13 protein-coding genes, 1 tRNA gene, 1 pseudogene and 1 riboswitch are annotated in these 13,762 nt (G+C 69.8%); of the genes and pseudogenes, 4 read left to right on the top strand and 11 right to left on the bottom strand.

The features are described from left to right. Positions 1 to 100 precede the first annotated feature (100 nt). Entirely contained in the window at positions 101 to 475 is a 375-nt protein-coding gene (locus tag FVA80_RS29315) for an ATP-dependent helicase (RefSeq protein WP_147905903.1), read from the bottom strand. A 415-nt stretch (positions 476 to 890) separates the two neighbouring features. On the opposite strand from FVA80_RS29315, the gene FVA80_RS29310 reads away from it, so the two are divergent. Then, a complete protein-coding gene (locus FVA80_RS29310; RefSeq protein WP_147905904.1) occupies positions 891 to 1,136 on the top strand; it encodes a pilus assembly protein PilZ in 246 nt (81 codons plus the stop codon). 10 nt (positions 1,137 to 1,146) lie between these two features. On the opposite strand, the gene FVA80_RS29305 is transcribed toward FVA80_RS29310, so the two are convergent. From FVA80_RS29305 to FVA80_RS29295, 3 genes are all read right to left on the bottom strand, one after another. Then, a complete protein-coding gene (locus tag FVA80_RS29305; protein ID WP_147905905.1) occupies positions 1,147 to 2,214 on the bottom strand; it encodes an acyltransferase family protein in 1,068 nt (355 codons plus the stop codon). A gap of 105 nt (positions 2,215 to 2,319) precedes the next feature. Continuing rightward, positions 2,320 to 2,694 (bottom strand): HNH endonuclease, encoded by a 375-nt coding sequence (locus FVA80_RS29300; protein ID WP_147905906.1) that lies wholly within the window; start codon positions 2,692 to 2,694, stop codon positions 2,320 to 2,322. Positions 2,695 to 2,715: 21 nt separating this feature from the next. Next, the gene (locus FVA80_RS29295) at positions 2,716 to 3,555 is read right to left on the bottom strand and encodes an alpha/beta hydrolase (protein ID WP_147905907.1); all 840 of its coding nucleotides are present in this window, start codon (positions 3,553 to 3,555) and stop codon (positions 2,716 to 2,718) included. A gap of 201 nt (positions 3,556 to 3,756) precedes the next feature. Beyond that, positions 3,757 to 3,862, top strand: a riboswitch (TPP riboswitch). Positions 3,863 to 3,936: 74 nt separating this feature from the next. On the opposite strand from FVA80_RS29295, the gene thiC reads away from it, so the two are divergent. Continuing rightward, positions 3,937 to 5,823 (top strand): phosphomethylpyrimidine synthase ThiC, encoded by a 1,887-nt coding sequence (thiC, locus tag FVA80_RS29290; protein WP_147905908.1) that lies wholly within the window; start codon positions 3,937 to 3,939, stop codon positions 5,821 to 5,823. A 22-nt stretch (positions 5,824 to 5,845) separates the two neighbouring features. Here the strand turns inward: thiC and FVA80_RS29285 are convergent, their stop codons facing one another. Next, entirely contained in the window at positions 5,846 to 6,379 is a 534-nt protein-coding gene (locus FVA80_RS29285; RefSeq protein ID WP_147905909.1) for a hypothetical protein, read from the bottom strand. A gap of 240 nt (positions 6,380 to 6,619) precedes the next feature. Here FVA80_RS29285 and FVA80_RS29280 point away from each other — a divergent pair, with 240 nt between their 5' ends. Both FVA80_RS29280 and FVA80_RS29275 read left to right on the top strand, forming a co-directional pair. Next, complete coding sequence (locus FVA80_RS29280) at positions 6,620 to 6,955, top strand: flagellar protein FlaG (protein WP_147905910.1); 336 nt, start codon at positions 6,620 to 6,622, stop codon at positions 6,953 to 6,955. 190 nt (positions 6,956 to 7,145) lie between these two features. Further along, positions 7,146 to 7,219: transfer RNA gene (locus FVA80_RS29275), tRNA-Gly, on the top strand. A gap of 83 nt (positions 7,220 to 7,302) precedes the next feature. Here FVA80_RS29275 and FVA80_RS31780 read toward each other — a convergent pair. From FVA80_RS31780 to FVA80_RS29250, 6 genes and pseudogenes are all read right to left on the bottom strand, one after another. Continuing rightward, a pseudogene (locus tag FVA80_RS31780) lies at positions 7,303 to 7,431 on the bottom strand (IS3 family transposase); the annotation flags it as partial. Between the two features lie 58 nt (positions 7,432 to 7,489). Then, a complete protein-coding gene (locus FVA80_RS29270; RefSeq protein WP_147905911.1) occupies positions 7,490 to 8,653 on the bottom strand; it encodes a M20 aminoacylase family protein in 1,164 nt (387 codons plus the stop codon). Positions 8,654 to 8,752: 99 nt separating this feature from the next. After that, positions 8,753 to 10,114 (bottom strand): DUF3100 domain-containing protein, encoded by a 1,362-nt coding sequence (locus tag FVA80_RS29265; protein ID WP_147905912.1) that lies wholly within the window; start codon positions 10,112 to 10,114, stop codon positions 8,753 to 8,755. Between the two features lie 165 nt (positions 10,115 to 10,279). Beyond that, positions 10,280 to 11,818: an aldehyde dehydrogenase family protein gene (locus FVA80_RS29260; RefSeq protein ID WP_147905913.1), complete on the bottom strand. Its 1,539-nt coding sequence runs from the start codon at positions 11,816 to 11,818 to the stop codon at positions 10,280 to 10,282. Further along, positions 11,818 to 12,702, bottom strand: a complete 885-nt coding sequence (locus tag FVA80_RS29255; protein ID WP_147905914.1) for an NAD(P)-dependent oxidoreductase — start codon at positions 12,700 to 12,702, stop codon at positions 11,818 to 11,820. The genes FVA80_RS29260 and FVA80_RS29255 overlap by 1 nt, the downstream gene beginning before the upstream one ends. Positions 12,703 to 12,795: 93 nt before the next feature. Beyond that, on the bottom strand, positions 12,796 to 13,704 hold the full coding sequence (locus FVA80_RS29250) for a LysR family transcriptional regulator (RefSeq protein WP_147905915.1): 909 nt from the start codon (positions 13,702 to 13,704) through the stop codon (positions 12,796 to 12,798). Positions 13,705 to 13,762: the final 58 nt, after the last annotated feature.

Genomic DNA, 13,762 nt, shown 5'->3' with positions numbered 1-13,762 from the left:
TTGCGGCGTAGCCCGGTTACGGCACGCTAAATGCGGCGGTTTAAGGGGTCGTTAGCGTTCCGTTCAGCACCCCGGCCCCGGCCGCTAGCATCCCGGCGCCTTAACCCGAGGCGGTCGGATCCTGCCCCAGCACCCGCCGTGCCTCGGCGAGCAGCACGGGGTGCCGAACCGATTGCGGGCCGGAATCCGGCGTCTCCCGGCCGAGCCGGGCGATACGCGCCGTGAACAGCTTCCGGCGCAGGCCGAACCGGCCGATGCTGGCCGTGAGCGCCAGCAAGACGACCCGCACGGCCTCGGTGCGCTCCCGCTCCTGCACGATCTCGGTCTTCAGCGCCTCCTCGCGCTGCAGGGCGGCATCGAGTTCGAGCCGGACGGCGGCCCGGCTCGCCTCGTCCCGGCGCGCGGTCTCCAGCTGGATCCGGCATTCCTGCAACGCGCTGAGGATCATGAGCTCCTGCGCCGACGCATCCCGCATTGAGTCCTCCCGGTGCACCATCGCCCGGTGAACAACCCGGCACGCGCCCGATCCCTGTCATGAAAATTCGGCCCCGACCTGCGAAGGCGTCGGAGGGCGGACCGTCGCTGCGGTTCGCCTTACCGATGCCGGGCGCCAGCCGGAAGCCATCGCCCCACGATATCGAGGTCGCGATCAGCGGCGAAGCCGGGATCGACGCCATGCGTTGCAGGATTGCCGTAGCCCTGGGGGCATCCTGAACGCCGCGAAGCTGGCGAGCCTGCAGCGGCGGCGCATCTCCTGGATGACCCAAACACGTATTGAGTTTCGGCCTGGGATACCAGTCTCCGCCCGCCATCCAGCCCGTTAACCGTCTCGCCGTATTGTTCAGTCCGCGCGCCTGGGTGTCGCGGACCGGGACCGGAGAGAGGGTGCGATGACGGAGGATCGCCGCGGGGCATTCCGCAAGAACGCCTTCACGTTCGGCACGCTGCTGCTCGCCTGCGGCGAGGTCGGCTGCCTCGTCTGGGACGCCACCGAGACCGGCGCTCAGATCGAGGTCGAGGAGGATCAAGCCGTGCCGGACCGCTTCCCGCTCCGTCTGATGGACGGGGCCGACCCGCGGCAGGCCGCCGTGGCGTGGCGGCGCAGCCGCCGGATCGGCATCGCGTTCGAGAGCTGAGCTGCCGGCCTCAGGTGGCCGCGAGGGACGGACGCGGGCGCGGCGCCCCCGCCAGCCGGAACCAGGCCGGACGCAGGAACAGCAGGGCGAGCGGCGTGTGGCGCACCAGCCGCTCCAGGCCCAGCGGGACCAGCAGCGCCGCCGCCATGACGATCAGGCTCGCAAGCCCGATATCGTTCACGAGCCCGGTGCGGACCAGGATCTCGCGGGTCGCGGCCATCGGCAGCGAGAAGGCGAGATAGATCACGATCGAGCGCTGGCCGCAGGTCCGTAGGGCTTCGGCGACGGCGGTCCCCGACCGCTCGATCAGCGCGGCCACGACCATGATCGCCAGGGCACCGGCCGCCCCGAGGGCGAGGCTCGCGATCGGCAGGCTGGCGAGGGTCGGGTAGGCCGGATGGCGGGCGGGCGTCAGCGCCATCCATCCTTCCAAGACGGCCCAGGCGGCGAGGCCGCACAGCGCGGGGCCGACATGCCGGCGGGCCGCGTCGGCCAAGGCGAAGATCCGGCCGGCGAACAGGTAGCCCGCCACGAAGTAGACGTAGCGGCCGCAGAACTCCTCGACGAGGGTCGCATCGCTGCGGATGTCGGCGATCTGCAGCAGGGCCGCGCCGGCCAGCAGCAGCGCCCCCGGGCACCGGCGCAAGACCTTGGTCACCACGGAGAAGACCGCCAGCAGGTAGACGAACCACAGGCTGGAATACGGCTCGACCAGCGCGTGGGCGAGATGGGCGGCGAAGGCGCCCGGCCCGGCATCGCCGACGATACCGCCGTAGCGCGCCGCCGACTGAATCACCAGCCAGAGCCCGTAGAAGTAGGCGAAGTGCAGGACCCGGCGGTCGGCGAACAGGCGCCAGTCCCGGTCGATCACCCGCCCCAGGAACAGGCCGGACAGCAGGAAGAAATCCGGGATCCGAAACGGTTTGGCGAAGGCCACCACCGGGTGCAGGAATCCCTCGCCGCCCAGGGCCGCACCGGTGCCGATGACGGAATGCATCATCACCACCAGGAGGATGCAGATCCCCTTGGCGATATCGACCCAGGCCAGCCGGCCGTTCGCGTTTCCTGCCCCGCCCATCGTTCAGCTCCCAGACCGGGGCCAGTGTGGATCGACAAGGTTGACGGGGTTGCCGGCCCGGGATCGGAACCTGCAGATGTCCTGAGCGCCGGGTAAACGGCTGCCTCAATCCCGACGCTTGCCCGCGCGGCGGTCACGGGTCATGCGCGTGGCGGCGTGGAAGTCGTCGGGCTTGCCGCGGATCCAGACCACGAAGCGCGCGATCTCGGGATCGTCCCGCAGTGCGTCCACGTCGGCGAGCCGGCGGGCGATCTCGGCCTCACTGTAGCGGGCATGGATCGCCGAGTGGCAGATCTGGTGCAGCCGCACCGTGCCCTGGTGGGTGCCGCCCTTCAGCTTCGGGGTGAGGTGGTGCAGGCTGGAGCGGGCGCGGGGCGGGATAGGACGGCCGCAGAGCGGGCAGACCGGATCCATCCGGGCAACCGCGCCGGGCATCTCCGGATCGTCGGCGTTCCAGCGCCGGGAGCGGCGTCCGACCAAACGATGTCTCCTCCCGTCCTTTCAGGGCACAGCCTGATCCGGCGTCCTGCAGGCCGGCCCCACACGTCCGCGGAACCACGCCTCGGCCTCGCGATCCCGGGACCCGAAGATCGACATGTGGTCGCCCGGCACCAGCTCGAACCGCGCTCGGGGCCCCGCCGCCGTAGCGAGCGCCCGGGCGAGCTCGGCCGGCACCACCGGGTCGTCGGTGCCCTGGACGATCAGGACCGGCGCGGACGTGCCTTGGATGCGCCGGTCCGAGCGATAGGTGTCGCGCAGGAGCCAGGATGGTGCCAGCGGGACATGCAGCCGCACGGCATGGGTCAGCGAGTCGAACGGTGCTTCAAGGTAGAGCCCGATCGCCTCGACTTGCCCGGCGATCGCGACCGCCACCGCGGCACCCAGGGAATGGCCATGCAGCAGGATCGGCGCCCCCGGGGACCGTGCCTCAGCGGCCGCGACCGCCGCCAGCCCGTCCCGGATCAGGCCGTCCTCGCTCGGCGTGCCGGTCGAGCCAGGATAGCCGCGATAGGCCGGCGCCAGCACACCCCAGCCGGCCGCGCGCCACGGATCCGCGGCGAAGCGTGCCGCGTGCGGCTCGGGCCGGGAGCCGTTGCCGTGAAAGCTGATGACGATGCCGCAGCCGGGATGCGGCGGCCGCCACAGGGCGAACAGCCGCTCGCCGTCCTCTGTCGCTACCGTGACCGGCTCGGTCCCGGGCGGTGCCGCCTGGATGCGCACGGGTTGCCCGTTCCAGGCCGCGCCCGGGTAGATCAGCCGCCGCTGGAACAGCACCAGGGCGACGAGCCAAGCCAGGTAGAGCACCGCCAGGGCGGCCAGCAGCAGGAGCAGGATGCGCATCGTTTCTTGAAGGTTCAAAGATGGGCATCGTAGCCAAGTTTGTTTGGCCCAGGACGGCTTTGATGAGTGGTTGGGCGGCCCTGCCCCTACACAGGGTGCTTGGCTTTGGGCGACCGGAGCTTCTCCCGTCGGACAACACCAGCCTGTTATCCGCTCGGCTCGCCGCAGCATTGACAAACCCATCCCCGGGGCCGAGTCTTGAACCGTTCCGAGGGGGGCCCTGAAGGGGGCTGAGATTGGGCATGCTGCCCTGACCCTTGAACCTGATCCGGCTCATACCGGCGGAGGGACGGGAACCTGCGGCTGCTCGCGTGCGTGCGGCCGGATCTCATCTCAGCCATCGCGTGGTCCGGAGCGCTCCAACACGAGGAGAGGCCCACGATGAACGCACCCGTTCTCCCCAAGGACGTGAAAGGCAGCCCCGAGACCGTGACCACGGGTCCGGTCACCGGGTCGCGCAAGGTCTACGCGAATCCGGTCGGCCGGCCGGACATCCGGGTGCCCTATCGCGAGATTGCCCTGTCCGATCCGAAAGAGGAGCCGGTGCGGGTCTACGATCCGTCGGGCCCCTACACCGAGACCGACGCCCGCATAGACCTCACCGCCGGCCTGCCCGGCGTGCGCGAGCCCTGGATCGCGGCGCGCCGCTACACCGCGGTTGAGCCCCGTGCGGTCAAGCCGGAGGATAACGGCTTCGCGGGCGACAAGCTCGTGGCGCCCTGCCCCGCTACCCGGACGATCCGCATGGCGGCCCCCGGGCAGATGGTGACGCAGTACGAGTTCGCCCGAGCCGGGATCATCACCGAGGAGATGATCTACGTCGCCCACCGCGAGAACGCCTGTCGCGACGCGATGCTGGCGGGCGCCGAAGCCACGCTGGCAGACGGCGAGAGCTTCGGTGCGTCGGTACCGCCGTTCATCACCCCAGAATTCGTGCGCGACGAGATCGCCCGCGGCCGCGCGATCATCCCGGCCAACATCAACCACACCGAGCTGGAGCCGATGGCGATCGGCCGGAACTTCCTGGTCAAGATCAACGCCAACATCGGCAATTCGGCCGTGACGTCGTCGGCCGCGGAAGAGGTCGAGAAGCTGGTCTGGTCGATCCGCTGGGGCGCCGACACGGTCATGGACCTGTCCACCGGCCGCAACATCCACAACATCCGCTCGTGGATCATCCGGAACAGCCCGGTGCCGATCGGGACCGTGCCGATCTACCAGGCGCTCGAGAAGGTCGGTGGCGACCCGCTCAAGCTCGATTGGGAAGTCTTCAAGGACACGCTGATTGAGCAGGCCGAGCAGGGCATCGACTACTTCACCATCCATGCCGGCGTGCGGCTGGCGCACGTGCCGCTCACCGCCCGTCGGGTCACCGGCATCGTCTCGCGGGGCGGCTCGATCATGGCGCGCTGGTGCCTGGCCGGGCACCGGGAATCGTTCCTGTACGAGCATTTCGACGAGATCTGCGACATCATGCGGGCCTACGACGTGTCGTTCTCGCTCGGCGACGGCCTGCGTCCGGGCTCGATCGCCGACGCCAACGACGCCGCGCAGTTCGGCGAGCTGGAGACGCTGGGCGAACTGACCAAGATCGCCTGGGACAAGGGTTGCCAGGTGATGATCGAGGGCCCCGGCCACGTGCCGATGCACAAGATCAAGGTCAACATGGAGAAGCAGTTGCGGGAGTGCGGCGAGGCGCCGTTCTACACCCTCGGCCCGCTGACCACCGACATCGCCCCCGGCTACGACCACATCACCTCGGGCATTGGCGCCGCCATGATCGGCTGGTTCGGCACCGCGATGCTCTGCTACGTCACCCCGAAGGAGCACCTCGGGCTGCCGGACCGCGACGACGTGAAGACCGGGGTGATCACCTACAAGATCGCCGCCCACGCCGCCGACCTCGCCAAGGGCCACCCGGCCGCCCAGCTGCGCGACGACGCGCTGAGCCGCGCCCGGTTCGACTTCCGCTGGGAAGACCAGTTCAACCTGGGCCTCGATCCGGATACGGCCCGTCGCTACCACGACGAGACCCTGCCCAAGGACGCCCACAAGGTCGCGCATTTCTGCTCGATGTGCGGGCCGAAGTTCTGCTCGATGAAGATCACCCAGGACCTGCGCGCCGAGGTGCTGGCGATGGAGGAAGCGGGCGAGGTCGTGGGCGCGTCGCCCGCTATGTCGAAGGCCGAGGCCGAGGCCGGCATGCGGGCCAAGTCCCAGGAGTTCCTGGCCGAAGGCGGCAAGCTCTACATCGACGCGGCCGAATGAGGAGCCGGCACGCCCCGTCCGCTCAAGACGTGGGCGTGCCGCACCCGCCGCCGCCGCCGCGCGGTGCCGTGATCTCGATCGCCGAGTCCGGCTCGGCCCCGTAGGCATCGTAGAGCGCCGCGAGCATCAGGTCGGCGGCGATGCCGACATCGGGAGGATCTCCGAGGCTGACGGTGCGCGAGAAATTCGCTTCTCCGTCGGCTTGGGCATACTGAAGGGCCCGGAGGGCGGCCTGGGATTGCGCCTGGAGCCGAAAACCCGTTTTCCCGTAGGCGCCAGACGAGGCTTCGCACAACATCGCGGTATCGAAGGGCTGGAAGATGCACTGGACATAGTGCATCGGCCGATCGCGCAGCGCCACCACGATGAAGCGATCACGCGACGTTTCGACGGGCCCGCGCCGATGGATCGCGTCAAGGCGCGCCACGACCTCGCAGCGATGCTGCCGGATGAACGCCCCCCGGGGTGATAATCCTGATCGCGCCTGTCCGCTGCCCGGTGGTGCCTCGGCAAACGCCGCAATCAGGAGCGCCACCGCTATTCGGGTCCAGCGCATGGATACCTCCGGACGCGTGCCGTTCCCCGAGGCGCAATAGCGACACGGATCGCCCCACCCGCGCGGCGCGCGGCATCAAGGACCAGACGAAAACGCAAAATGATGCCGTTCCGGTAACGCGATCTTCATCGCGACTCGGGCTGCCGCGCAACCATCCCCTGCGCCGGGGGGCGCCGTTAACGGACGCTTAGGCGGCAGAACCGCTGAATCCCTCGATCACAGGATCGCAGGAGATCAGCCATGGATATCCGTCCGCTCAATGCGACGACGCCGGGGCCGCAGGGTCTCGAGTCGCTCGCGGCATCGGCCGCTCCGGCCGCCACCCAGGACACGACGCCGGCCCAGGCCGCCACCGCTCCGCTGGAACCGGCGGTCAAACTCGACATCACCCCCACCGGCGACAAGGCGCGCTACATCCAGGATCCGGACACGAGCTCGATCGTGTTCCAGGTGGTGGATTCGCGGTCCGGCAACGTCGTCGAACAGCTGCCCAGCGAGACGGCCCTGCGCAACCGGGCCTATGACGCCGCCCGCGAATCGCACGCCGCCGCGGGGAACCTGTCCCGGATCGCCTGAGACGCTGGCTCCGGCGCAGGTCGCTCCACTGGGCGAGGTCCGGCTTGCGAACACGCTTTCCTGCAGAAACCGAAAGACCCCGTTTGACGGACTTGTCGGCGGGCTGCTAGATCGCATTCGTACACGGGTGCACGGAGCACCCACGAGGCTCCGGCCTTGTGGGCGCTACTCCACCGCACCGGCCGTGTCCGCGGGCGTAGTTCAGTGGTAGAACGTCAGCTTCCCAAGCTGAATATGCGGGTTCGATTCCCGCCGCCCGCTCCACTTTTTTCTACTTTACATCAGCCCGTCAGTTCCGCTCGCCGCGACTGATCAGCCCCACGGGGTGGCGAGATGTGTTCGCCACGGGCGCGTTGGCGCCCGGGGCTCGAGACGCCTCTCCGGGACGCATCCTGTAAGATCAGCGTGTCGAGCGTCAGATCTGCGATTACCGGCGAAAGATGCCGGTTCTCCGTCTCAAGATCCCTCATCCGCCTGCGAAGCCGTTCGGCAACTTCGCAGGTGCGGGCCTCGATATCCGAAGCGTCGGCAAACTTACGTACGGGCCGCTTCGAGCATGCCGGTCGCCAGGGCCACCCAATAGGCGGCCCCGATCGGCAGGGCGTCGTCGTTGAAGTCGTAGCCGGGATTGTGAAGCGGCCGGCCGGGCTCGGCGCCGTCAGTGCCGAGCCAGACGTAGGCGCCGGGGCAGGCCTGCAGCATGTAGGCGAAGTCCTCCGAGGCCATCGACGGCGCGACATTTCCATGCCGGGACGGTATCGCCGGGACCCGGGCCGCCGCGGCGAGCGCGAGCGGGACGGCGTCCGAGGCGTTGACCGTCGAGGGATATCCGGTGTGGTAATCGACCTCGGCGGCGCCGCCATGCGTGCGGGCGGTGCCCGTGGCGATCTCCGTGATGAGAGCCGCCACCGTCCCGCGCACGCTCTCGGACAGGCAGCGGACGGTCCCCCGGATCGTGGCGAGGTCCGGGATCACGTTCCAGGCGTCGCCGCCGTGGACCTGGGTGATGCTCACCACCGCGGGATCGAGCGGGGCGATCCGGCGGCTGACGATCGTCTGCAGGGCCAGAACCGTCTCGGAGGCGATCACCAGCGTGTCGATGCCCCGCTCCGGCATGGCGGCGTGCGTCCCCGAGCCCCTGACGCGTATCTCGAACGTGTCGAGGGAGGCCATGATCGGGCCCGGGCAGGTGGCGAAGGCTCCGAGTGGCAATCCCGGCCAGTTGTGCAGGCCCCAGACCGTGTCGCAGGGGAACATCCTGAACAGGCCGTCCTCGACCATCGCCCGGCCGCCGCCCTCGCATTCCTCGGCCGGCTGGAAGATGACCCGGACCGTACCGCGCAGGTTCTCGGCGCGGGCGAGCTGGCTGGCTGCGCCGAGCAGCATCGCGACATGCCCGTCATGCCCGCAGGCATGCATCACCCCCGGGTTCCTGGAGGCGTGGGGCAGACCGGTCGCCTCGTGGATGGGCAGCGCGTCCATGTCGGCGCGCAGGCCGACGATCGGGCCCTCTCCCCGGCGCAGCGTCCCGACGACGCCCGTCCGGCCCAGGCCGCGATGGATTTCGAAGCCGCAGGCGGCGAGCTCGCGCGCGACGAGGTCCCCGGTTCGGACCTCCGCAAAGGCGAGCTCCGGGTGGGCGTGCAGGTCGCGCCGCCAGGCGACCATGCGACCGAGGATGTCCGCGTCTATGCTCATGCCGTTCGCTCCCTGGCCGTCACAGGTCCGATCCCGGCCATCCCTGCGGGTCGGTCGATCCGCCACCGAGCCCGGCCCGGCGGCGGATCGAACCATGTCTCACGTCACCGGCACATGCATCCAGAACTGCGCGATCAGGGTCGCGCCCAGGAATGTGCCGGCATTCGCCATGAACGAGACCACGACGATGCGCCAGCCCAGCTGCCGGAAGGCGGGGATGTCCTTGGCTATGGACAGGCCGGCGAATGTCAGGATAGGAGTGGCCAGGGCGAGAAAGTTGATCTTGCCGGTCATCGCGGCGATCTCGGCCGCGTACGGCATCGCCGGATAGGTCAGCGCCATGCCGATCAGGGAGACCCAGATCACCGCGGGAAGCTTCCGCGCCGAGAGCACGTAGAGACCCCAGCCGAGGATCACGACGCCAATGATGATCGCCATCCCGCCCACGACGGCGGCGTCGGGGATCACGCCGTAGGTCAGATAGTTGCCGATGAGCCCGTAGGCGCCGATCAGCAGCCACGCCACCAGCATCTCGGCCAATCCGATCGCGGTTTCCTCTTGCTCCGGGGTCACGGCGACGGCCGAAGGCTCCCGGATGGTGTTGGGTCGGTTGCGCCCGAGGATCGGTTCGAGCTTGCCGTAGGCCCAGATCGTGAAGGGCAGCGACAGGAAGAGCGTGAAGTAGGTTCCGATGGTCGTGGTGATCAGGTTGCTCGCTGCCGCGAAGGTGGCGACATCCTTGGCCACCTCGGGGGTCTGCTGCGCCGCGATGGCCCCCGACGCGGCGGCCATCATGCTGCCGGATCCGACGCCGGCCCCCATGGCGAGCGCGAGGGGATTGAAGATGTTCAGGCTGGCGATGAGGCCGGCCAGGACGGCGATGAAGACCGCCCCGAACACTGTCCCGGTGAGGTATTCCGCGAGCACGCCGCGCCCCTCGGGGGAATCCATCCCGTAGCGCTCGCCGATGATGGCCAGGCTCGGCTCCCGGCCGACCGAGAAGGTGGCGCCGATGGCCTCCCGCTTGATGCCGAGGAGAAGGGCGACCGGAAGGCCGAACACCATGGTGCCGAAGAAGTGGCCGAACTCCTGGAACACGAGCGACCATCCCGACGCGAAGATCCTCGGCAGCGAGCCGCCGACCAGCAGGCCGAGCTTTGCGATGAAGATGAGGAGGGCCGGCTGCAGGAAGGCGGCCGCGGCCGACTGCGTCGAGGACCGCAGGCGCAGGAGGGCCGGGAGCCGGGGGCTCGCCAGACCGAGGGCTCCGCCGAGCAGGAGGGCCCACAGCAGGGGCAGCAGGACGATCTTTCCGGTCCCGACGGGGATGTTGATGTTGCCGATGGCCTCGGCGATGACGACGATGACCAGGGCGATCAGGAACAGGCGGACGCGGCTCGGTCTTTCGGCCGGGTTGGCCTCGACTGGGACCGGGCCTCGATGGATTGCTTCCTGTGCCATGGCTGTTGTCCTCCCTGCGATGGGTCGCGGCGCTTAGGGTCCTGATTGTTGTTCTTGCGCCGGCGTCGGGGCCCGCGGACCTGGTCGTGGGCCCGCGGGGCGTCGAGGGCGTCCGTGTGGCGGCGGCCCGTTCGGGCGGGCGCCGTTTGGTTCAGCCCACCCGGCTCAGCCCACGTAGCCGAAGGCGACGCCGGGTTGGGCTGCGGTCTCGACCCACACGCTCTTGGTCTGGGTGTAGGCCATCAGCGCCTCGCGCCCGGAGGACCTGCCGAAGCCGGAGCGGCCGAACCCGCCGAAGGGCGAGGCGACGTTGATCGTCTTGTAGCCGTTGACCCAGAACGTCCCGGCCCTGACCGCGGCGGCGACCCGGTGGGCGCGGCCGACATCGTTCGTCCAGACCGCGCCGGCGAGGCCGTACGGCGTGGCGTTGGCGATCGCGACCGCCTCGTCCTCGGTCTCGAACGGCAGGACGGTCAGGACCGGGCCGAACACCTCGTCCCGGGCGATCGCCGCATCGGGCGTCACGCCGTCGATCACCGTCGGACCGAAGTAGAAGCCGCCGGTGTCCCGCAGGTTGGCCGGACAGGCGCCGCCCGCGGCGATGCGGGCGCCGGCATCCACGGCCTGGCCCACCATCGCGGCGATCTTGTCGCGTTGCCGCCGGTTGTTGATCGGGCCGATCTGGGTCGTCGGGTCGGTGGGCGCGCCCACCGGGATGCGGCCGGCGGCGTAGGACAGCCGCGCCACGAAATCGGCGTGCACCGACCGGTGGACGAGGAGGCGCGAGCCGGCCACGCAGCTCTGCCCGGCGCCGCCGAAGATCGCCGCCTGCGCGCCCACCAGGGCACGATCGAGGTCGGCATCGGCGAACACGATGTTGGCCGACTTGCCACCGAGCTCGAGCACGCTCGGCACGATGTTGCGCGCTGCCGCGGCCGCAATCTGCGCCCCGGCCTCGGCGGAGCCCACGAAGACCACCAGCCGCGTGTCGGCATGGGCGACGGCCGCCGCCCCGGTGGTCGGGCCCGCGCCCGCCAGCACCGAGACCAGGCCGCGCGGGATCCCCTCGGCCCGGTCGCACAGCATCCCGAGCGCCAGGGAGGTCAGCGGCGTCAGCTCGGAGGGCTTCAGCACCACCGCGTTGCCGGCGCACAGCGCCGGGGCGATCTGCCAGCCGGCGGTGAAGATCGGGGCGTTCCACGGCGTGATCTGCACCACGGTGCCGAACGGCTCGGCGCGGGTGTAGTTCAGGTGCGAGGTCGGGACCGGGATGACCTCGCCGTGCAGCTTGTCGCACCAGCCGGCGTAATATTCGAACATCTCCGCGACCTTGCCGACCTCGCCGCGCGTGTCGCGGATCGGCTTGCCGGCCGACAGGGTCTCCAGCTCGGCCAACGCGTCGGCGTTGTGCCGGATCAGGGCGGCCACCGCCCACATCGCCCGGCCGCGGGCCGCCGCCGTCATGCCCCACCAGGTCCGCTGGGCGGGCCGGGCCGCCGCCATGGCGGCATCCACGACGGACGCGCCGGCATCCGCAAAGCTCGCCACCACCCGGCCGTCCGCCGGGTTCACGAGGTCGAGGGTTTCCCCCGTTCCCATGAGGATCTCGCCGGACACCAGGCTGCCGATGCGGTCGCCCAGGGAAAGGGCGGACAGGAGGTCCCGGATGCGCTGCGCCGCATCGCCGTGCACGCTGGTCGACATCAGTTGGCTCCGTTCGAGTTGCGGTAATCGGCCATGCGGGTGAAGTCCGCGGCGTCCGGGATGGCGTCGCGGGTGGTCCCCCAGATCTGCGCGACATGGGCGGACAGCGGCAGGTCGGCGCCGCTCTCGGCGGCCAGCGCCATGGCGAGGCGCACGTCCTTGCGCATCAGCCCCGCGGAAAAGCCGCTGTCGAAGGTGTTCGACAGGATCCAGCGAGGAAACATCACCTCGCTGATCGCGCTGCGCCCGGTGGCGGTGTTGACGACCTTGATCGCCTCCTCGGCCGACAGGCCGGCCGCCTCGGACAGGCGCATCGCCTCGCCCGTGGTCACGAGGTGGGCGGCGACCAGGAGGTTGTTCACGAGCTTGACGATGTTGCCGGCGCCGGACGGCCCGACATGCGGGGCGCGGGCCGACATCGCCGAGAGCACCGGCTCGGCCAGGGCGTAGTCGGCCTCCGAGCCGCCGACCATCATCGTCAGCGTGCCTTCGGCGGCCCCCGAGGGGCCTCCGCTCACTGGCGCGTCGAGCAGGGCATGGCCGGCCTCGGCGAGGCGCGCCGCCAGCCGCCGCGTGGTGCCGGGATCCGAGGTGGAGGTATCGACGACGACGACCTTCCGGTCGGTCCGGGACAGCAGGCCGCCTTCCGCCGTGACCACGGCCTCGACATCGCGGGCCAGGGGAAGCGAGAAGACCAGGGCATGCGCGCGACGCAGGACGTCGGTCAGGTCCGGGACGAACGAGACGCCGGCCGCCTCGACGGCGGCGCGCCGGGCGTCGCTGATGTCGTAGCCGATGACCGCGAAGCCCTTGCGCGCCAAGGTCGCCGCCATGCCGAGGCCCATATTGCCGAGCCCGACCACACCTATCGTCTCAATGTTCATTTCGACACCTTCCGTTTAGGAAATGGTATCGATCGTCGATACGGTCGCTACAAGACTTGCTTTGCGAACAAGTCGTTCTTGTAAAGGCAACGCTCAGCGTTGCGGCTGGAAGGCGACCAGGTGTTCGGTGAGCCAGCCCAGCAGCCGGCCCATCGCTTCCGGCAGCCGCCGTCCCGAGCGCACGACGAGGTGTGCGCTCGCCTCGGACAGGACCGGGTCGAGCAGGGGGATCACGGAGACGGCGCCGGTCTGCAGCTCGGCCGCGACGGCGAAACGCGGCAGGAACGCGACGCCCAACCCCGCCGTCACGAAGCGCCTGTGCAACTCGAACGACGCTGTCTCAAGGCGTGCGACGAGCCGGAAACCGCCATCGGCCTCGACGCGTCCCAGCAACTGGCGCACGCCATGATCGGAGGGAAGCAGGACGACCGGCTCGGAGGCGAAGGTGCGCAGGCCCACGGGGGTCGAGGAACCGGCGAGGGGATGGTCGTTCGGCAGGACGGCCAGCCGCGGGTGCCGCGCCGATACGACGCCGCGCACGTCCGGATGGGCGGGCGGGTTGTAGGCGAGACCAATATCCGTATCGCCCTGTGCGACCGCCGACAGCACACTGTCCGTTGTCCCAAGGGAGACCTGAAACGAGATTCCGGGGTAGGCCGTGACGAAGTTGGCCAGGCCGTTATCGAGCAGGTCGACCAGGAAGCCCGCGCCGCAGGTCAGCCGGATCGTCCCCCGCTGGACGCCGCGCAGCCGTTTGAGGTTGTCCTCGAGAAGGGCAGCCTCGTCGGCCTGGCGCTGCGCGTGCTGGGCGACGAGGCGCCCGGCCTCCGTCGGCACGACGCCGCGCGGCAGCCGCTCCAGAAGGTTCTCGCCGCACTCGGCCTCCATCTCGCTGATGTGGCGGCTGACCGCGGAGGCCGCGACGTTGAGCGCCTCCGCGGCGCCTCGGACGGAGCCGGTCCGGACGACGGCCAGGAAGTATCGCAGCGCTCGATCGTTCATCGTCAGGCGAGCGTGCGCTTTGGTCCTCCGCATATCAAGGCGTGAGCCCGCATCGACG

Origin of the sequence: Methylobacterium sp. WL1, from assembly GCF_008000895.1 — a bacterium.
Taxonomy (GTDB): Bacteria; Pseudomonadota; Alphaproteobacteria; order Rhizobiales; family Beijerinckiaceae; genus Methylobacterium.
The sequence above is the reverse complement of the archived record's forward strand: the minus strand, read 5'-3'. Positions and strand labels throughout refer to the sequence as shown.